22 protein-coding genes are annotated in these 18,460 nt (G+C 32.9%); 7 read left to right on the forward strand and 15 right to left on the reverse strand.

The features are described from left to right. The 5 genes from N4A35_05620 to N4A35_05640 form a co-directional block, all read right to left on the reverse strand. Window positions 1–1,023: a VWA domain-containing protein gene (locus N4A35_05620; protein MCT4580879.1), complete on the reverse strand. Its 1,023-nt coding sequence runs from the start codon at window positions 1,021–1,023 to the stop codon at window positions 1–3. Then, window positions 1,023–1,982, reverse strand: coding sequence for a hypothetical protein (locus tag N4A35_05625; GenBank protein MCT4580880.1), 960 nt, complete (start codon window positions 1,980–1,982; stop codon window positions 1,023–1,025). Before N4A35_05625 ends, N4A35_05620 begins: the two co-directional genes overlap by 1 nt. Then, a complete protein-coding gene (locus N4A35_05630) occupies window positions 1,983–2,846 on the reverse strand; it encodes a DUF58 domain-containing protein (protein ID MCT4580881.1) in 864 nt (287 codons plus the stop codon). Between the two features lie 42 nt (window positions 2,847–2,888). After that, complete coding sequence (locus N4A35_05635; protein ID MCT4580882.1) at window positions 2,889–3,920, reverse strand: MoxR family ATPase; 1,032 nt, start codon at window positions 3,918–3,920, stop codon at window positions 2,889–2,891. Window positions 3,921–4,069: 149 nt separating this feature from the next. Then, window positions 4,070–5,140 (reverse strand): FAD:protein FMN transferase, encoded by a 1,071-nt coding sequence (locus N4A35_05640; protein ID MCT4580883.1) that lies wholly within the window; start codon window positions 5,138–5,140, stop codon window positions 4,070–4,072. 166 nt (window positions 5,141–5,306) lie between these two features. Here N4A35_05640 and N4A35_05645 point away from each other — a divergent pair, with 166 nt between their 5' ends. The 3 genes from N4A35_05645 to N4A35_05655 are packed head-to-tail and all read left to right on the forward strand — an operon-like array spanning window position 5,307 to window position 7,859. Beyond that, a complete protein-coding gene (locus tag N4A35_05645) occupies window positions 5,307–6,350 on the forward strand; it encodes a hypothetical protein (GenBank protein ID MCT4580884.1) in 1,044 nt (347 codons plus the stop codon). Next, a complete protein-coding gene (locus tag N4A35_05650; protein ID MCT4580885.1) occupies window positions 6,347–6,958 on the forward strand; it encodes an RNA polymerase sigma factor in 612 nt (203 codons plus the stop codon). Before N4A35_05645 ends, N4A35_05650 begins: the two co-directional genes overlap by 4 nt. Window positions 6,959–6,962: 4 nt before the next feature. Beyond that, window positions 6,963–7,859 (forward strand): hypothetical protein, encoded by an 897-nt coding sequence (locus N4A35_05655; protein MCT4580886.1) that lies wholly within the window; start codon window positions 6,963–6,965, stop codon window positions 7,857–7,859. Window positions 7,860–7,885: 26 nt separating this feature from the next. Here the strand turns inward: N4A35_05655 and N4A35_05660 are convergent, their stop codons facing one another. Next, window positions 7,886–8,962, reverse strand: coding sequence for a cytochrome-c peroxidase (locus N4A35_05660; GenBank protein ID MCT4580887.1), 1,077 nt, complete (start codon window positions 8,960–8,962; stop codon window positions 7,886–7,888). A gap of 4 nt (window positions 8,963–8,966) precedes the next feature. Beyond that, window positions 8,967–9,878 (reverse strand): T9SS type A sorting domain-containing protein, encoded by a 912-nt coding sequence (locus tag N4A35_05665; GenBank protein ID MCT4580888.1) that lies wholly within the window; start codon window positions 9,876–9,878, stop codon window positions 8,967–8,969. A gap of 192 nt (window positions 9,879–10,070) precedes the next feature. Here N4A35_05665 and N4A35_05670 point away from each other — a divergent pair, with 192 nt between their 5' ends. Then, window positions 10,071–10,688, forward strand: a complete 618-nt coding sequence (locus N4A35_05670) for a NifU family protein (protein ID MCT4580889.1) — start codon at window positions 10,071–10,073, stop codon at window positions 10,686–10,688. Window positions 10,689–10,691: 3 nt separating this feature from the next. Then, window positions 10,692–11,288 carry a YigZ family protein gene (locus N4A35_05675; GenBank protein ID MCT4580890.1) on the forward strand — a complete coding sequence of 199 codons (597 nt, stop codon included), beginning with the start codon at window positions 10,692–10,694 and terminating at the stop codon, window positions 11,286–11,288. Here the strand turns inward: N4A35_05675 and N4A35_05680 are convergent. From N4A35_05680 to N4A35_05710, 7 genes are all read right to left on the reverse strand, one after another. After that, window positions 11,285–11,887 (reverse strand): hypothetical protein, encoded by a 603-nt coding sequence (locus N4A35_05680; protein ID MCT4580891.1) that lies wholly within the window; start codon window positions 11,885–11,887, stop codon window positions 11,285–11,287. The genes N4A35_05675 and N4A35_05680 overlap by 4 nt on opposite strands. Window positions 11,888–11,966: 79 nt before the next feature. Beyond that, window positions 11,967–12,566 (reverse strand): Crp/Fnr family transcriptional regulator, encoded by a 600-nt coding sequence (locus N4A35_05685; GenBank protein ID MCT4580892.1) that lies wholly within the window; start codon window positions 12,564–12,566, stop codon window positions 11,967–11,969. Between the two features lies 1 nt (window position 12,567). Further along, a complete protein-coding gene (locus N4A35_05690) occupies window positions 12,568–13,227 on the reverse strand; it encodes an alpha/beta hydrolase (protein ID MCT4580893.1) in 660 nt (219 codons plus the stop codon). Window positions 13,228–13,598: 371 nt separating this feature from the next. Continuing rightward, window positions 13,599–14,228, reverse strand: coding sequence for a PorT family protein (locus N4A35_05695; protein MCT4580894.1), 630 nt, complete (start codon window positions 14,226–14,228; stop codon window positions 13,599–13,601). Window positions 14,229–14,359: 131 nt separating this feature from the next. Continuing rightward, window positions 14,360–15,640 carry an adenylosuccinate synthase gene (locus N4A35_05700; GenBank protein MCT4580895.1) on the reverse strand — a complete coding sequence of 427 codons (1,281 nt, stop codon included), beginning with the start codon at window positions 15,638–15,640 and terminating at the stop codon, window positions 14,360–14,362. Between the two features lie 24 nt (window positions 15,641–15,664). Then, the gene (locus N4A35_05705; GenBank protein ID MCT4580896.1) at window positions 15,665–16,021 is read right to left on the reverse strand and encodes an STAS domain-containing protein; all 357 of its coding nucleotides are present in this window, start codon (window positions 16,019–16,021) and stop codon (window positions 15,665–15,667) included. A 1-nt stretch (window position 16,022) separates the two neighbouring features. Then, window positions 16,023–16,475 (reverse strand): transcriptional repressor, encoded by a 453-nt coding sequence (locus tag N4A35_05710; GenBank protein ID MCT4580897.1) that lies wholly within the window; start codon window positions 16,473–16,475, stop codon window positions 16,023–16,025. A 443-nt stretch (window positions 16,476–16,918) separates the two neighbouring features. Here N4A35_05710 and N4A35_05715 point away from each other — a divergent pair, with 443 nt between their 5' ends. After that, window positions 16,919–17,191: an HU family DNA-binding protein gene (locus N4A35_05715; protein ID MCT4580898.1), complete on the forward strand. Its 273-nt coding sequence runs from the start codon at window positions 16,919–16,921 to the stop codon at window positions 17,189–17,191. Window positions 17,192–17,471: 280 nt separating this feature from the next. Further along, entirely contained in the window at window positions 17,472–18,083 is a 612-nt protein-coding gene (locus N4A35_05720; protein ID MCT4580899.1) for a class I SAM-dependent methyltransferase, read from the forward strand. On the opposite strand, the gene N4A35_05725 is transcribed toward N4A35_05720, so the two are convergent. Then, window positions 18,080–18,460 (reverse strand): Rid family detoxifying hydrolase, encoded by a 381-nt coding sequence (locus N4A35_05725; protein MCT4580900.1) that lies wholly within the window; start codon window positions 18,458–18,460, stop codon window positions 18,080–18,082. The two genes, N4A35_05720 and N4A35_05725, sit on opposite strands and share 4 nt — an antisense overlap.

Below are 18,460 nucleotides of genomic sequence, written 5' to 3' on the forward strand. Positions count from 1 at the left end.
CTACGATACAGATTTAAATAATGTTGACCTTAATAAAAATTCTATTAGTATTAGAATGAAACCTATTAAAATGAATGGGAAGCTCTTTTCTGGTAGATCAACTTCGTATTCAATAGTTTTAATTTTATCTTTTTCTAGTTGGTCAATTTGTTCATATATCTCTTTCAGTTTTTGGTTGTCTGTAGCTCTAAAATATTGACCGCCAGTCATGTCTGCGATATCTGTCAATGTTTTTTCATCAATTTCAACATCAACATAATCATAGATATATTTATTGGTGAAAGGATCTATTGCTACTGGGGTTTTTGCTTTACCGTTGGTTCCAACACCAATAGTATAAACCCTAATGTTGAATTGTTTGGCGATTTCAGCGGCAGTGATAGGGTGTATTTTTCCTTGGTTATTAACGCCATCTGTTAAAAGAATAATGACTTTACTCTTGACTTTACTTTCTCTTAGCCTATTGACAGCAGTTGCTAGGCCCATACCTATAGCTGTCCCTTCTGTTACGACTCCTTGTTCGGCTTCATCGATTAAATCATTGACAATTTTTTTATCGCTTGTTAAAGGACATTGCGTATAAGCCTCTCCTTCAAAAATCACTAATCCTATTCGATCATTTTTACGATTAGAAACAAAATCTTTGGCTACTTGTTTGGCTGCTTGAAAACGATCGGGTTTAAAGTCTATGGCTAACATACTGCCTGAAGCATCCAGTGCCATGACAATATCAATTCCCTCGTTATGATGCTCAATGAACGAGTCTGATTCAGAACTTAGCTGTGGCCTGGCTAATGCAATGATGAATAAGCTTAATGCTGCTAATCTCAAAAGCATATAAAGTGCTTTTAAATGACCCAGAATACCACTTTCTAGTCCATCAAATCCTTGTAAAGAAGATAATTTTAAAGCACTATTTTTCTTTGCTTGAAACAGAAAGAAATGAGCAGCTAATAGGGGGATTAGTAATAAAAACCAAAGCACCCAAGCATTTGCAAATTGATATGTGCTAAATAAGTTCATTAATTTTCTACTGGTTTACTTACTGATTCGTATGTTGTATGAATAAATTCACGTGTAATAGATAGAACACTTTCGTTCTCTAATGGGGTAGGAATAGTTTTGGCAAACTTAACTAAATCAGCTAGTTCCATTAGTTTTTGTAATTGGATGTAATGGTCATTTGAAACAGCTTTGTATTTCAATTGTTTTAAGATTTCATCACTTGTTTTTTCGAATGTTGCAATTTGATAGCGTTCAGATAAATATTCCCATAATACCCCTGTGATTTCTGAGTGATACTGTTTATAATCGCCTTTTTGCCATATTTTCTCTTGCTCGATGGTGTCTAATTGAGAGAGTACTCTAACGTTGAGGGGAATTACTTCTTTAACCTCTACTTTTTCTGGTCTATTCTTTAAAATTAGATAGGCTACAATAACTCCAATTGGGAGTAGGGTAGCTACCAAAATAATGACCCAATATTCTTTTAGCCAAAGTAGGAATTTTTCCCAGTTGGTATAGGGATCCTCTTCAATTGGTTTTATGGCTTTTAGTTCGGCGTTTTCTTCTAGTGGAGCATTAAGTACAGTCAATGTAATTGCATTGGAAACAACAGTATCAGCATTAAATATTGCGATAAGTGGGTTGATGTCTACCATTCCTGTATCAAATGTAGCGACAGTAAATTCTTGCTCAATGTGCTTAACAAATGCACCATTATTTTGTTCGATTAAGGTGTCTATAACCGGTGAAGTTTCCCATATTTCAATACCATTGCCTATTTTAGAGGAATCGGTAATTAGTGGTAACACAATTTTTTGATTGCTCAATTCAGCAGGAAATTCAATCATTAGCCGTACAGATAGTGGTTCGCCCAATTCAATTTTATTTTTTTGAGCATTGAGGTTGAAACGAATACTTTCCTGACTAAAGAAAGCCGTAACAAAAAATAAACAATATATACTGATAATAAACTTCATTTAACGCTGTTTGAATAGGTTCATTAATGGTATAGTGTAAGGTTTATGTGTTTCGATTAAAGCATAATCTACTCCAGCTCTTCTAAATGTTTCTTTTAGTGTAGCATTTCTTCTTAATGTATTGGCTTTATAGTTTGTCCTTGTTTTTTTTCTGCTGGTATTTATCCATCGATATTTACCTGTTTCTTTATCTTCAAATTGAACAATCCCAATATTAGGCATTTCTAATTCTCTTTGATCTTGAACTTGTAAAGCTATGATGTCGTGTCTACGGTTAGCAATTTTTAAAGAGTTTTCAAAATCACTATCTATAAAATCAGAGATGATAAAGCCTACACTTCGTTTTTTTATAACATTATTAAAATGCTTTAAGGCATTGCTAATGTTTGTTTTTTTGCTTAAAGGTTTAAATTCAATAAGCTCTCTTATTATTCTGAGTATGTGTTTTTTACCTTTTTTAGGTGGTATAAACAATTCCACTTCTTCAGTGAATAACATTAAACCAATTTTATCATTGTTTTGAGTCGCTGAAAAAGCAATCACGGCACACAATTCCGCGATAATTTCTTTCTTTATCACCTGATCAGAACCGAATAATTCAGAGCTAGAAATATCAACCATCAACATGACTGTTAACTCTCTTTCTTCGTGAAAAACTTTAACGTAAGGATGGTTAAAACGTGCAGTAACGTTCCAATCAATGGTTCGAATTTCATCTCCAGGCATATATTCTCTCACCTCAGCAAATGCCATACCTCTTCCTTTAAAGGCAGAGTGGTATTCACCAGAGAAAACCTGATTAGAGAGACCCTTAGTCTTGATCTCGATTTTACGTACTTTTTTTAATAGCTCTTTAGTGTCCATTGTGCAAATAACTTACTACAAATGATTTAGATCGTAAGGTTATTAAGGTACATCTACTCGATTTAGGATAGTGTTGATAATCGTTTCAGTAGTTACATTTTCAGCTTCAGCCTCATAGCTTAAACCAATTCTGTGTCTTAGTACATCGTGACAAACTGCTCGAATATCTTCAGGGATAACGTATCCTCTTTTCTTAATAAAAGCATAAGCTTTTGCTGTTGTAGCTAATGCAATACTAGCTCTTGGTGATCCTCCAAATTCAATTAAAGGTTCTAACTCATCTAAACCATAGTCTTTAGGAGTACGTGTGGCATAAACAATATCAACAATGTATTGCTCTATTTTTTCATCCATATAGACTTGTTTTACAACTTCTCTTGCTTTTAAAATAGTATCGGTTGTAACAACTTTATTAGGTTTAGGGAAGCCAGCTTTTGATACATTGGCTCTAATAACCAATTTTTCTTCTTCTTTAGTTGGGTACCCTAAAACGACCTTTAACATAAAACGATCGACCTGTGCTTCAGGTAATGGATAGGTTCCTTCCTGTTCTACAGGGTTTTGAGTAGCCATTACTAAAAAAGGCTCTTTTAAAGGGAAGCTCTCATCTCCAATCGTTACTTGTCTTTCTTGCATGGCTTCTAATAAAGCACTTTGTACCTTTGCAGGAGCACGGTTGATCTCATCGGCTAAGATGAAATTAGCAAAAATAGGACCTTGCTTAGAGATAAATTCTTCTTTTTTCTGATTGTATATCATGGTTCCTAATAAATCGGCAGGCAATAAATCAGGAGTAAATTGAATACGACTAAAATCAGCATCAATTGTTTTTGATAAAGTATTAATTGCAAGTGTTTTGGCTAGTCCTGGAACACCTTCCAATAGAATGTGACCATTCGCTAAAAGTGCTATTAATAAACGTTCAACCATGTGCGATTGACCGATAATAACCTTGTTCATTTCTAACTTGATCAAATCTATAAAAGCACTTTCTTTTTGAATCAATTCATTTAAAGCTCTAATATCTGTATGCGCCCCACTTTCTGTTGTTTGTTGGGGTGTAGCATCATTCATTGTGTTTCCTAAATCCATGTTTAAACTTACTATTTTAGGTTTAAATCGTTATAATTTTCCAATAACCACAAATATAAAAATACTTTAATCTTATGAAAAAAAATGTGCTGTTAAATAGTGTTAATGGGAGATAGGAGCGTAAATATTGGTTACTCAACAATAAAATTTTGAAAGTCTTCGGTTTGCCATGTCGTCCATTTACCTGTTGAATCACTTGAAATCAAATAGACGGATAAATGTAAATCAGGATTGTTTTGAATAAAGGTTTTTGATTGCGCTGTCCCCATTACCATAAAAGCGGTAGCATAAGCATCAGCTAAAGCACAGTTGTCAGTAATAACTGTAGCACTTAGGAGTTGATGTTGTACTGGTTTTCCTGTATTTGGATCGATAGTATGTGAATATTTTACACCATCTTTTTCATAAAATTTTCGATAGTTACCTGAGGTTGCTAAAGCACTATTGTTTAAGCCTGCAATTATTTGAAATTCCTTTTCACCAGGTTTTGAATTTTCTATTGGTTGATCAATTCCAATTTTCCATGTTGAACCTTTTGAGTTGTTTCCTTTGGTCTTTAATTCTCCACCAACTTCTACCATATAGTGCTCTATACCAAGTTTATTAAGGTAACTAGCAATTACATCTACAGAATAGCCTTGGGCAATGGCATTAAAATCAAAGCTAGCGGTTTTGTTTTTCTGAATAATGTTGTAGTTATCACCTGGTAAAATGGTAATCGCACTGTCTGAAAAGTCTATCATTCGTAATAATGAATCAATTTTAGTTTGTTGATGTTCTTGATCTCCTTGTTCGAAATTTAAAAATCCCCAATATTTAACTAAGGGATATATGGCAGGGTTAAAAGCATAATTTGTTTTATGATATACTTCTTTAGCTAAACGGAAACATTCTTCAAAAAGAGGTTGGTTGATGAGTTGAAGACTCGTGTCCCCAGGTAGTTTATTGATTTGAGAAATCGTACTAGAGTCCACATAAATAGAAAGTTCTTGGTCAAATGCTTTTAGGATGGAATCCACGGTTGTAGACAAATCACGCTCTTTTTCATCTTTGTATATTACATTGTAAGTCGTTCCTTGCGCATGTCCAGTTGTCTGAAAATAGTAGGATGGGCTATTGGATTTCGACTGGTTGTTACTGTCACTACAAGCTTCTAATAACAAAATATTGATCAATACTATAGAATAAAAAAATAAGCGCATATTTACTGGTTAAAATTTGAGGCAAATTTACAAATCTTAAAATAAATTCATGATAAATTGAACTTTCATTATCTTTACGGGTATATGCTATTGAATTTGAAGTTATTTAATGTCAATTTTTGAATACAAAAGATTAGGTTAAAACAACTTTTTTAATAAAACGATAATGAAGTATTTAATATACATATTGCTTTTGTTTCCTTTATTAGAAGCTACTGCTCAGAGTAATTCTAATATGAATAGCAACAATGCAATAACCCCATCTAGCCCTCAAATAGAAGAAGAGTTAGAAGAAAGTAAAACAGGAGAAAGTGCCTTACCACAAAAAGATGTACTAAAAAAAGAGAGAGCTGCTAAAACCTACTCTTTATCGACTACTGCTGAAGATCAAAATTCATTTGAATACAATTACAATGCTTATTTAACTGCAACTGTAAAAAATGAAGAGACATTTAAGTTTCTTCAAAAAGCTTATGCTGTCTATCCAGAGAATGTAGACTTGTATGATGATTTTATGGCGTATTATGAAATGACGGATAATGCTATGGATAGGAGAGTATTTTCGACTAAATTATATAAGAGCAATACCATTTCAGATTACATCATGGAATACAATTATAATGTTTTAATGTCATTACCTATTAATGCTATTTTGTTTACCAACGGATATGATGACACCTATCCAGTATGGGTAACACAGGATGTAAAAAAGGTTAGAAAAGATGTGACCATTATCAATGTAGGGCTCTTAAAGGATAAAGTTTATAAAGATAAAGTGCTTAAAAGAGCGGGGTTAAAGTATAAGAAAAAATACCAAGGAGCTGATTTAATTGTAGATGTTATTCAGAACAACGCTGATAAAAATATTTATTTAGCAATGACCGTTGATAAGGCTGTTATTCAAAAGTTATATCAAAAACTCTATTTAACAGGGCTCGTTTTTAAATATTCTGAAGAGCCTATTGATAATGTCTTGTTGATTAAAGAGAAATGGGAAAATCAGTTTAAAAAAACAACGATTGAAAGTCCCCCTTCTTCATTCAAGCAAAAACAAGTGTTGGCCAATTATCTTTTGCCTTTTATTTATTTACATAACTACTATGTGGAATATGGAGACATAGAGAAAGCTAAAGCATTGAAGAAAACAACATTGAAAATCGCAGCGTATAACGGGAAAAAAGCATTAGTTGAATCAAAGCTGAAAGAGTGAAATTGAATAAACAAGCATATACCACTTATACAGATGAACAGCTAATGGATGAAGTTGTTAAAGGGAATAGTCGTGCCTTTACCGAACTTTATGACCGTTATAGTAAACCGATGCTTAACTATTTTTATAGGATGTTGTGGCAAGATCAGTTAAAAGCCGAAGATTTTATGCAAGAGTTGTTTACTAAAATTATTCAAAAACCACATTTGTTTAATAGTAAATTAAAATTTAAAACTTGGATTTTTAGTATAGCCAATAATATGTGTAAGAATGAATATAGAAAGCAAGAGGTAAGAAAAGGATCTAATAATGATCTACATGAAAATATTGTGGGAGAGCATACAGATGAATCGATAAAAAAAGTGGACCGTTCCTTATTTAATGCTCGTTTAAAGGAGGAATTGAATTTATTGAGTGAATCACACAAAAAAGTATTTATACTTCGTTTTAAGCAAGGATTAAGTTTAAAAGAAATTGCTGAGGTTTTAGAGGTGTCTGAAGGGACGGTTAAATCTAGGGTCTTTTATACGTTGAAGAAATTGAGTGCTAATTTAAAAGAGTTTAATCCAATAGCGATATCAGCTTTATTGTTATTGGGAATATTATAACATTATGGAATTTAATAAGAATGACATAGAATATTATTTGTTGACAAAAGATTATGATAACTTGTCTCCAGATGAATTGAAATTGGTTCATGAAGCCATTACTACAAAAGAAGAGTATGACGCCATGCGACAATTACTTTTGGTAATGGAAGAAGCTCCTGTTGAAAGTGAGTTGGTTCCGAACCCAGCTTTGAAAGAAAGTTTGGTAGCTGCTTTTGAGAAAACAAGATGGGAGCAAGGAATAGAAACCAAGAATGATGTAAAAGTTGTTCCCATCCAACAAGAACAAGAACGTAAAAACAAAGGTTTTTTCTGGTTTTCAATAGCGGCTTCAATTGCTTTGTTAATTGGGGTGTTCGTAAATAGGGAAAATCTATTTATGCCCGAACATAAAGAATTGGCCATGTTAGAGGAGGATAAGGTGGACGCGATAAAAGAGCTAGAAAAAGAAATTCATAAAGAAAAAAGCATAACGGTTGATGAAAATGTCAATGAAGAAGAAGCAGAGCTTGAAAGAGAAACTGTGGTGGTAGAATTGGCAGAAAGTGGAAATAAAGCACCTGTTATAGCAGAAGAACCCAGTGCAAAAAAAGAGGCTCCTGCTTTTGAGTTTAGCACAGCAACTTCGCAAGGTCATACTAATCAAATGGAGGGAGACCAATTGGCTGTAAATGAAAAAAGTAATACTAGAGCTTTTGATACAGATGAGTTGGCAGATGCTGAAACTGTTGTGGTTACAAAAGAGTTAGCAGAAGAACTAGATGATTTGGCGTTTAGTGACCAAGAATTAAGTAGTGTAACTGTTGCAACTCAACAAGATAAGAAAGTAGTAAAAGCTTACAAAAGTCAATCACTAGAAAGTGATAAAGAAATGATTGATTTATTCTACACTGCTTTGTAATAGAATTAGTCGATTTAATTTTCTGATTATTTTTTTTTGAACGGGTTACTAAACTCGGGGTTGGTTAAAAATGAGGTATCTGTTAGTGTTTTTAAAAATGCAATAATTTTTTCTTTCTCTTCACTTGTTAGTTTTACCCCTCCTTGATGTGCATATTCCATTTTGGAGTCAATATTAAAGCTTTGATTAACACCTTCACTATAAAAATCAAGGACTTCTTTTAGTGTCTTAAAACGCCCATCATGCATGTAGGGTGCTGTAACGGCAATATTTCTAAGAGATGGAATTCTAAATAAGCCCACATCACTATCTTTTCCTGTAAATTCAGCTTTCCCTTTATCTAAGTAATCTTCAGGTTTTAAGGCTTTACTCAGTCCATTATTACTGAGTTTAGTTGTTGTGCCTAAAATATCTGCATCAGTAGTATGGCAGTGTAAACAATCTCCTTTAGTTTGATCATTCATTAGTTCAAAGCCTTTATACTCGTCGGGGGTTAAATAAGCTTCTCCTCTTAAAACTTGATCGTATTTTGAATTATTAGAAATCAATGTGCGTTCAAATTGAGCAATCGCTTTAGCAATAAGTAAACTGTCAATTGTACTGGTTCCAAAAGCTTTTAGAAATAAACGACGATACAATTTATTTTTTTGAATACGTTTAGTTGCTGTTTTCCAATCTAAGTCCATTTCATTATGTGCCCTAACTGGATGAAAGACTTGCGCTTCAATACTAAGCACTCTTCCGTCCCAAAATAATGTAGGATACCAAGCAAGGTTATAGAGCGGCATGGTATTACGACTTAAAATTTGACCATCAATTCCTTGACTAAATCTATGAGGAGCATCTGAAAAAGCAAATGCTTGTTGGTGACAGCTGGCACAAGACATTGAATGGTCTCTACTCAATGTTGAGTCGTAAAATAAGTAGCGTCCTAATTCTACGCCTTCAATCGTAGCTGGATTATTGGTCTCAGGCATCTTTGGGAATAGCGAGAGGTTTGAATAGGAATATGGGGTAGGAGTGTGTCCGCTCTTAAAGCTTAATACTGTTAGGGTTAATATTACTATAACCAAGAGATAATAAACTACTTTATGCTTCTCCATAAGTTTAGTGCTCCAGTACTATTTTAAAGGTTTCAGCTTGTTTATTGGTTGTAATATTTAAAAGATAAATTCCATTTGGTTGGTCGCTAATATCGATATAGAATTTCGTAGGAGAAACTCCCCATTTCTTTACGGTTTTTCCTTCTAAATTGATTAATTCAATTTTTTCAATGATATGAAATTCATCAAGCTTTTTAGTCGAAATATCAATTATTCCTGAGGTCAGTTTGGGAGAAACGCTCATGTAATCTTCTTGTTTCTTCTCATTGATGGTATGAATCCATGTAACATGCATCATCATATTATCAATGAGCCAGCCTTCTTTATTGTTGTTGATAGAATCTGAAAGAAAGGTGTGGCGAATAATTATACTGTCATTTATACTAACCCAATTCATGTCGTAGCAAAGCCATATATCTTTCCAAGTACTGTCCGTTCCGGTAAAGCCTACAGAACCATTATTTAAAGTATCAATACTACTCGTATCATATCCATAAAAATTGTAAACGTAAGGGTTATTAAAGGCATTATCCCATGTTGTTCCACCATCTGTAGAAAATTCAATTAATCCACCATCAGCTTTTTGGTCCATATCTAGTTTTTGTTTCCATTGAATAGCGATTATTCCCCACATATGCCAGGGTAGAATTGTATATTGAAATGAAGAAGTGTTGTTGATGGGGTAAAAATTAATCGTATCCGTAACTAGTGCATTAGGCGCGGTGGCAGCACTATCAAAAATGCTTTTTTGAGGTGGGCCTACTTGCCAAATATTGGAAGAAGTGCTGTCTAAATCAATTAAAATAGAGTTATTTACCGAAGTATCTGCACCATCAAAGTACTGTACATAGTATTGCGCTTTAATGAATAGAGAAGAAAGTAAGAATGAAATAATTAAAATTAAATATGGTCTCATTATAGATATTTTAGTGTAAATGTACGATGTTTTTGTGGAAAATATCGTTCGATATAGTTGAGTTGCTAATAAAAATGAGTATTTACTCAAATTTAGTATCAATTAACGGGAGTTTTTTAGGTTGCTGTTAAATTATAAATTCTTAAGATTTTAGTTTAGATACTATGTTTATATTTGTAAAAAAATGAAATCATGAGACCAGTTACAATATATGCCGAAAGCACCCCCAACCCATCTACAATGAAATTTGTAGCAGATGTTATGTTAATTAAAGGTGGCCAAACAGCAGAGTTTTTGACACAATCTTCCGCAAATGGACATTCACAATTAGCAGTGGAGTTATTTAATTTCCCTTTTGTACAAGGCGTATTTATCGCTTCAAATTTTATTACGGTAACCAAATCAGATGCTTTACAATGGGAGTATGTAGCCAATGAGTTGCAGTCTTTTATTGTTGATTTTGTACGAAAAAATGAGGTGATAGTAGAAAAAGTGCCTGAGGTTGTTGTAGAGGCTAATGCTTCAACAGCTCATGCAAATGCGGCAGCTAAAAAAGCTCCAGTGATCAAAACTGAGGCAGACCAAATGATTGTAAATTTATTGGAAGAGTACGTAACGCCAGCCGTTGAGAGTGATGGAGGCGCAATTCATTTTCAATCGTTTGATGAAACGACTGGAATTGTAACAGTAGTATTGAAAGGTTCTTGTAGTGGTTGTCCTTCTTCTACAGCTACTTTAAAAGGAGGTATAGAGTCCTTATTGAAGTCACATATGCCGGAAGTTCAGGAAGTTGTTGCTTTAGCTGATTGATAAATGGAAACCGAGTTTCAAACGATAGCTACAAAATCGGATAGTTTCTTTAAGGAAAAAGGTAGTAAGTTTTATTCTTTTGCATTTCCAGTATTTTCTGAAGCAGAGGTCAAAGAATATATGCAAGGGCTAAAGGAGGAATTTAAAGATGCCGGGCATCATTGTTATGCTTTTAAATTAGGATTAAAAGGTGAGAAATATCGTTATAGTGACGATGGGGAACCTAATAATACTGCAGGTAAACCAATTTATGGACAACTCAATTCATTTGAAGTAACCAATGTATTAGTGGTTGTAGTACGTTATTTTGGAGGAACAAAACTTGGGGTAGGTGGTTTAATTCAGGCTTATAAAGAGGGAGCAAAGCTAGCTTTAGAAAATGCTAAAATCATTACAAAAGAAGTTACCGAGCAAATTACCATTCATTTTAAATATGAAGAAATGAATGTCATGATGAGCCTTGTAAAGATTTTTGATTTGAAAATTATCACACAACAATTTGAGCTGGATTGCTTGATAACTTTGGAGTTCCCTTTAAAGAAAAAAGAAGCTTTGCTGTTGAAATTAAAAGACTACCCTCAATTGGAAATTCAGGGTTAGTAAAGGTATTGTTCTGGCATTTCGATGGGGTAGTGCCCGCCCATTAATAAATACAAAATAATGATGGCAATAGCAGTAAAAGTTATCACAATAATGTAGAAGTGTAGGTTTGCTTTTCTTATTCCAATATAAGTGGAAATTTTTATACGATGGGTATTTGCTACGTGGAGTCCTAAACTAAAAATACCCAAAAAGTAGTAGGGAATAAAGTAAAGTTTTAAAGGCCATTTTAGCACAACATTTGCTGCAAAATAGAAGTTAGTATCTAAACCTGTTAAAATGCGCTGTCCAACACTTACAGAAATGTGTTGTAGTAGAAAAACACCTAAGATTAGTCCAGAATACATTTGAATTTTATCAGAAGTTGATAGATGGGAATTTTTTCTTAATTTAAAAAAGAGCAGCGTTCCTGATATCGACTGAAAAGCAAAGCAAGCCAAAAGAAATGGTTCTACCAAAGGGTGTTGGTAGATGGTACGAGCTGTTTCTAAAAAGTGTTGGTGACTTTCTATACTTAACCATGCCATCAAATGATTGGTTAAATGAACAATAATAAATAAAGAAACAATAATGCCTGAAAGTCGATGTAAGTTTTTCATTGTGTTAAATGATTTTTTACAAAGGAAATGGATTCTTATTTAAGATCATTTGATGTATATCAAATTCGAAACGGGATTGTTATTTAGGAAGAGAAATTTTCTTTGAGCTTCTGATCCTACTTAACGTTTCTAATGTGATACCTAGAAAAGAAGCTAATTGCGTAAGTGGAACACGTTGTGTGATTGAAGGATAGAATTCTAATAAACTTTGATACTTTTCTTGTGCTGTTTTAAACTGAAGTGCTACAATACGTTCTTGTAATTGAAGCATTGTTTTGGTTACTATCGCTTTTTCTAGTTGTGTAAAACTGTGGTGTTTTTGAGAAAGTTTATTAATAGTTTCTCGAGAAAATCCAACGAGAATAGTTGGCTCTAATGTTTCGATATTATAAGGGCTTGGGATGGATAGGAAATACCCATTAATGGAAGTAATAAAGTCGTTTTCGAAAGCAAACCAGTCTGTAATTTCTTTACCATCTTTTAAATAATATGCTCTTGCACATCCTTTAACAATAAAATAAATCGTGTTGGAGTATTGTTCTGCTTTAATCAATGATGTATTTTTTTCAACAGACTGTATTTTGATGGCTTGAATAAGGTCTTTTACACAAGGTTCAGACAATAAAACGTTATAATTTGTTTCAATCTGTTGAATAATAGCTTTATAATTCATTTCCATATTAAGAGTTCTTAAGGCTTTCTTCCAGTTCTTTAAGTGGAATAGGGAGGACCTTATGGTTTCCTTGGAAACGTATTAACGTATAATTAATATCCTTATCAGCCAGTAATTGAGTTTGCTTAGCTACACGCTCTTTGCTATAGAAAGGGTCTTCATCTCCAATGACTAAATGTAAATTGAGAGTGTTAAAAAAATCACGTTCTTCAAAATAATCAATGTCTTCTGGAAAAGCTCCAGCCCAAAGGGTGAGGCTATCAAAATTTAAATTGGATTGTGTAACCCATCTACAAACAGTTGCTCCACCTTGTGAAAAACCAAGTACATTTAATTTTATAGTTTTGCGGTTAACGTGCTGTAAAATCGAAAGCGTAACTTGATCTAGGTAGTTAACATAATCAGCGATATCGTTTAAACGATCTTCTTTTGTCATCCAAGAAGCAACAACTTTCCCATCAAATCCTTTCCAATAAAAACGATGTAAAGCTTCAGGGGCTATAATAACGTTTTCTTCAGAGTCAATTGATTCAAACCATTTTAAAAAATGGTTAGCCAATTGTGCATAACCATGGCACACTATCCAAATGTTTTTAGTTTTTGAGCTAAGTGTACCTAATGTAAAATAGCGTGCTGTTTTTTCGGTCTTAAAGTTGATCTGTTTCATAGTTCGTTCCAAATTTAAGAAGATTCTCTTATTCTAGTTTTAATTATTTTAAATTAATAGGTTCACCTATTATCAAGGTTTTCATTTTCTTATTCATAATATAAAGTAAAACTGATGGGGAATGACGAAAATATCACCGAAAGGTGTTTAAGTACCAATTGGGGTAAACTAATAGTTGTTCTAGCCCCATCTCCTAGATATTCTTCTGTAAGTGGTAATATATCTATTTATTAATACTTTAGTTTGTTGGGAGCCAGACCAGATCAGCGGTAGCATTGTTATGTCGTCGATATAATGTTCTCGATATAGTGGAAAATAAAAAACCTAAACAATTGTTTAGGTTTTTTTAATTAGAATATTTAGCACTTGTTTTAAAACTTATAAGCAGCAGATAATTGTAAAATATTTTGAAAATCTTCAGCATTATCAAAATCAGTTTTTGTTTGCAGTCCTCTAACATATCTTAGACCTAGTCCCAGGTTTTCAGAAAGGTTATATTCTCCCCCTAAAGCAATCCCCAACTCCATACTTCTCATTCCATTAGTTGAGCTAGAAGTACTTTTTGTTTCAACAGGATCAAGACTTCCAACGGTTGTTTTTGTAGTAAATTTACTAGAGTTAGAGGCTATAAAAGATAGTTGTGGCCCCGCCATAAAAGATAGGTTGTCGTTGATATCGTAATGATATAATATAGGAATAGCAATATACAATGGGTTAGCAGAACCACTTATTTCGGTTTTAACGTTAAAAACTTCTGTTTTTTCTGTAAATGCAATTCTACGGTTAGATAATAATAACTCTGTTCTAAAGTTTAAGACATCAGATAAACCAATATCAACTAACCCTCCAATATGATATCCTATACCATTAGAATTATCAGTGTTAGCAATTGTGGTATAATTAATTCCTCCTTTTGCTCCAAAAGAAAGCTCTTGAGCCATGATACTATTAATACTAGCAAAGAAAATAAGCCCTAAGATTGTAGTTTTAATTGTTTTCATAATTTTTTTAACAAAAGAAGTAGATAAAATTAGACGAGGGTGTTATCGTTTCGTTAAATTATTTGTTGGAACTACAATTTTAAATAAAAAGGCCTAATAATTGATATTAGGCCTTTTTCTGTAGTATTAGATCAAACTAAAACTGAGTTGACTTCAATGGTTTGTGAACGGTCAGGTCCAACAGAAACAATTGTGATTGGAGTCTCTAGTTCTTGCTCTAAATAAGCAATATAGTCAGAAAGTTCTTTTGGAAAATCAGCTTGATTGTTTAGTTGAGTTAAGTCAGTGTTCCATGCTTTAACTTCTTTATAGATAGGTTCTATTTCTCCATCATTAATTGAATAAGGGAAATAATCAATGATTTCACCTTTATAGTTATAATGTGTACAAACTTTTATGCTTTCAAAAGTATCTAGAACATCTGCTTTCATCATTGATAATTCTGTAACACCATTAATCATAATAGCATATTTTAATGCAGGCAAATCAATCCATCCACATCTTCTTTCTCTACCAGTTGTAGCACCAAATTCGTGACCTAATTGTCTAATTTGCTCACCTGTTTCGTTAGCTTCTTCCGATGGGAAAGGACCACTCCCTACACGTGTACAATAAGCTTTAAAAATACCAATAACGTTGTTGATTTTATTAGGGGCAATTCCTAAACCTGTACTTGTACCAGCAGTAGTTGTATTGGAAGAAGTCACAAAAGGATAAGTACCAAAATCAACATCTAGCAGTGTACCTTGCGCTCCTTCAGCTAAAATCTTTTTCCCAGCTTTCATGGCATTGTTCAAATAATGCTCACTATCAATTGCTGTTAGACCTTTAATTGTTTTAATACCTTCGAAGAAAGGAGCTTCTAGGGCTTCTAAGTCGTATTCTAAATTATGATGTTTTAAAATGTTGATGTGTTTTTCAACTAAAGCTTGGTATTTCTCCTTAAAGTTATCGGCAAAAATATCACCTACTCTTAGACCATTTCTCCCCGTTTTATCCATATATGTTGGACCAATACCTTTAAGAGTAGAACCTATTTTGTTTTTCCCTTTTGCAATTTCAGATGCCTTATCTAATAATTTATGGGTGGGAAGAATTAAATGAGCTTTTTTGGAAATTAAAAGTTGTTCATTGATGTGAACTCCCATTTCGATTAATTTATCGATTTCAACTTTTAGGATTACTGGATCAATTACGACTCCATTTCCGACAACATTTTTTACTCCTTTATGAAAAATTCCAGATGGAATAGTATGTAAAACATGTTTAATACCTTCAAATTCTAGCGTATGTCCAGCATTTGGCCCTCCTTGAAAACGAGCAATAATATCGTATTTAGGTGTTAGTACATCTACTATTTTTCCTTTTCCTTCGTCTCCCCATTGAAGACCTAATAATACATCAACAGCCATTGTTATAGTAAGTTATAGTTAATTTTAAGATTTGATTAATGAAAATTCTTTTTGAGCTTCTTCAAGTGACGTTCTAATTTCAAAAACAGTATTGAGTTTTGAAATGATAAGCAGTTTATTAATTACTTCGGGAATATTGGTGATAATTGTTTCTCCCCCCTTAACGCGTGATTTAGTTAGTATGGTTATAAAGCAATTTAAGCCACTACTATTAAGGTAAGTTAACTTTTGTAGGTCTAAGATAATGTTATCATTCTTTTCTAAAGCTTTAGTAATTGCTTCTAATAATTCAGTTATGGTGTCGTCATTCATGATTCGACCCTCTAACTGTGCAATGAAATAGTTATCGAAGTGTTTTATATTAAATGTAAAGTTCTGCATTTTATTTTCTTTTTCCATAGAAGTACAGCGTGTGACTATCAATTTCTATATTGAAAACATCTTCTAAAGTAGATTTTATATGTTGGATACGTGGATCACAAAATTCAATGACTTCATTGGTGTCTTGAAGTATGATGTGGTCATGTTGTCTAGATTCGTGGGCTTTTTCAAAAAGAGAAATGTTTTGACCAAATTGGTGTTTTCTAACTAAATTACAATCTAGCAACAACTCCATGGTGTTATATAATGTAGCTCTACTTACACGGTATTTTTTTTCTTTCATATTCACATACAATGTTTCAATGTCAAAATGACCATCATAATCATAAATTTCGCTGAGTATAGCAAAGCGTTCAGGTGTTTTACGATGCATTTTTTCCTTTAAATATTCGGAAAAAATATTTTTGACTTTTAATTGTAGCTCTGAAACTTGATCAACGGCTTCGTTATTCATATGTATGTATAAATATTTATGCGATATATTCTACAAAAATAGGGTATTTACTTTGTTCAAAATAATTTAAGTGCAAAAGATATTAAAAAAGTGTGGGTATTGTAAACAAAAAGATAGTGATGCGTAGAGAAATCATTTTTTGGAGCTTTATCTTTTTGAAGCTTATCCTAAAGTGTAGAAAGTAATTCTACTTAAATAAAAATGAGTATAAAAGCTGGTTTTCAGAGGATTTAACAAGTTTTTAGGATTTTAAATATCGAGTAGAATATGATGAAATCACCCTTAAAAACACCCGAAAATACAGGAAAAACTTTCTGCTTGTTAACATTTAACTAGAATTATTAACAAAATGTATATATTTTGGTCTATATCCCTTGACTGGCGTGGGATTACGTATATATTTGGGATAACAAATTAATTATTAACCCATAAAAAATTAAATTATGAACAAATCAGAATTAGTAGATGCAATTGCTGCAGATTCAGGATTAACAAAAGCAGATGCTCAAAGAGCAGTAAACAGTTTTGTAACAGTTGTTGGTGGAGCTTTAAAAGCTGACGATAGAGTTGCTTTAGTAGGATTCGGATCTTTCTCTATTTCTAAAAGAGCTGAGAGACAAGGACGTAACCCACAAACTGGTAAAGCTATTACTATTAAAGCTAAAAACATTGTTAAGTTTAAAGCTGGTAGCGAACTTTCTGAAAAAGTAAACTAATTTTGTAGTAATACACAATTTGTTAAAACCTCCTATTTATAGGGGGTTTTTTTATGCTTTGATATGGACAAACGCATTGATGAAATCAACGAATATTCATAAATGAATGATAAGAGTGTTATTTTTTCGTTAAAACTGTAACCTTTTTATTTTTTAGGAGTTAAAGGATACAACTGGTTACGAAGCAGAGTGGTTTCACTTCGATAAAATACTAGTTATTCTGTAAGGTGGTGAAAGCCGTTTCATAATTGAAACGGCTTTCTTTTTGTATTTTTGATTTATGGGAAAGCGATACGAAAAACTATTTGCTCGATATTATGATTCTTTTATGGAAAATATAGAAGAACGTATTGGTTTTAGAAGAAAACGATTAATAGCTGACTTAAAGGGAAATGTCCTAGAAATTGGTAGTGGAACAGGAATTAACTTTAAATTTTACGATGAATCTTGTCGAGTAATTGGAATAGAACCATCGCTTCCAATGCTAGAAAAGGCTAAACTAAAATTGACACAGTTAAACATAAGTGTTTTTAACTATGGTATTGAGGATGAAACACTTTATGATTTAAAACCTGCAGGAGGTTTTGATGCTATTGTTTGTACTTTGGTACTTTGTACTGTCCCCAATTTAAAACAAGCACTTTCGATTGTTAAAGGTTTGTTAAAGGAGAATGGAAAATTAATTATTTTAGAACATATTCATTCTAAACACCCTGTTAAAAGTCAATTTCAAAACTTAATAAATCCAATTTGGAAAAGAGTAGGAGCGGGATGTAACCTGAATCGAAAAACGGATGAATTATTAGAAGAAAATGGGTTTATAGCAATAGAAGAAGCTTACTTTAAACACGGGCTAGATTTTTATGAGGGGATATTTGTGCTAAAACCTTAGTGATGAACAGCTATAAAGCTGATTTCTACATTTACATTTTTGGGTAAGCCTAATACTGCTACTGTTTCTCTTGCAGGTGGTAGATCGGTAAAATAGGAAGCGTAAACTTTATTAACAGCATCAAAATTAGCCATATCACTCAAGAAAATAGAACATTTTACAAGGTTAGAAAAGTCCATGTTGGCAGCTTCTAATACACGTTTTACATTTTCCATTACTTGAGTAGTTTCGGCTTCAATAGAAGTCAATACCAATTCATTAGTACTAGGGTTAATCGCAATTTGACCACTGGCATACAATGTATCATTTTTTAAAATAGCTTGACTGTATGGCCCAATTGGAGCAGGGGCGTTTTTATAATTGATTACTTTTTTCAT

The sequence above is a fragment of the Flavobacteriales bacterium genome (genome assembly GCA_025210295.1).
Classification (GTDB): Bacteria; Bacteroidota; Bacteroidia; order Flavobacteriales_D; family Parvicellaceae; genus S010-51.

What these genes read in the sequence shown, in the direction of transcription:
- N4A35_05665 (MCT4580888.1), bottom strand. Translation starts at nt 9,878, where the DNA reads ATGAGACCATATTTAATTTTAATTATTTCATTCTTACTTTCTTCTCTA.
- N4A35_05640 (MCT4580883.1), bottom strand. Translation starts at nt 5,140, where the DNA reads ATGCGCTTATTTTTTTATTCTATAGTATTGATCAATATTTTGTTATTA.
- N4A35_05675 (MCT4580890.1), top strand. Translation starts at nt 10,692, where the DNA reads ATGGAAACCGAGTTTCAAACGATAGCTACAAAATCGGATAGTTTCTTT.
- N4A35_05620 (MCT4580879.1), bottom strand. Translation starts at nt 1,023, where the DNA reads ATGAACTTATTTAGCACATATCAATTTGCAAATGCTTGGGTGCTTTGG.
- N4A35_05715 (MCT4580898.1), top strand. Translation starts at nt 16,919, where the DNA reads ATGAACAAATCAGAATTAGTAGATGCAATTGCTGCAGATTCAGGATTA.
- N4A35_05670 (MCT4580889.1), top strand. Translation starts at nt 10,071, where the DNA reads ATGAGACCAGTTACAATATATGCCGAAAGCACCCCCAACCCATCTACA.
- N4A35_05655 (MCT4580886.1), top strand. Translation starts at nt 6,963, where the DNA reads ATGGAATTTAATAAGAATGACATAGAATATTATTTGTTGACAAAAGAT.
- N4A35_05725 (MCT4580900.1), bottom strand. Translation starts at nt 18,460, where the DNA reads ATGAAAAAAGTAATCAATTATAAAAACGCCCCTGCTCCAATTGGGCCA.
- N4A35_05630 (MCT4580881.1), bottom strand. Translation starts at nt 2,846, where the DNA reads ATGGACACTAAAGAGCTATTAAAAAAAGTACGTAAAATCGAGATCAAG.
- N4A35_05680 (MCT4580891.1), bottom strand. Translation starts at nt 11,887, where the DNA reads ATGAAAAACTTACATCGACTTTCAGGCATTATTGTTTCTTTATTTATT.
- N4A35_05625 (MCT4580880.1), bottom strand. Translation starts at nt 1,982, where the DNA reads ATGAAGTTTATTATCAGTATATATTGTTTATTTTTTGTTACGGCTTTC.
- N4A35_05635 (MCT4580882.1), bottom strand. Translation starts at nt 3,920, where the DNA reads ATGAATGATGCTACACCCCAACAAACAACAGAAAGTGGGGCGCATACA.
- N4A35_05645 (MCT4580884.1), top strand. Translation starts at nt 5,307, where the DNA reads ATGAAGTATTTAATATACATATTGCTTTTGTTTCCTTTATTAGAAGCT.
- N4A35_05685 (MCT4580892.1), bottom strand. Translation starts at nt 12,566, where the DNA reads ATGGAAATGAATTATAAAGCTATTATTCAACAGATTGAAACAAATTAT.
- N4A35_05660 (MCT4580887.1), bottom strand. Translation starts at nt 8,962, where the DNA reads ATGGAGAAGCATAAAGTAGTTTATTATCTCTTGGTTATAGTAATATTA.
- N4A35_05710 (MCT4580897.1), bottom strand. Translation starts at nt 16,475, where the DNA reads ATGAATAACGAAGCCGTTGATCAAGTTTCAGAGCTACAATTAAAAGTC.
- N4A35_05705 (MCT4580896.1), bottom strand. Translation starts at nt 16,021, where the DNA reads ATGCAGAACTTTACATTTAATATAAAACACTTCGATAACTATTTCATT.
- N4A35_05695 (MCT4580894.1), bottom strand. Translation starts at nt 14,228, where the DNA reads ATGAAAACAATTAAAACTACAATCTTAGGGCTTATTTTCTTTGCTAGT.
- N4A35_05700 (MCT4580895.1), bottom strand. Translation starts at nt 15,640, where the DNA reads ATGGCTGTTGATGTATTATTAGGTCTTCAATGGGGAGACGAAGGAAAA.
- N4A35_05690 (MCT4580893.1), bottom strand. Translation starts at nt 13,227, where the DNA reads ATGAAACAGATCAACTTTAAGACCGAAAAAACAGCACGCTATTTTACA.
- N4A35_05720 (MCT4580899.1), top strand. Translation starts at nt 17,472, where the DNA reads ATGGGAAAGCGATACGAAAAACTATTTGCTCGATATTATGATTCTTTT.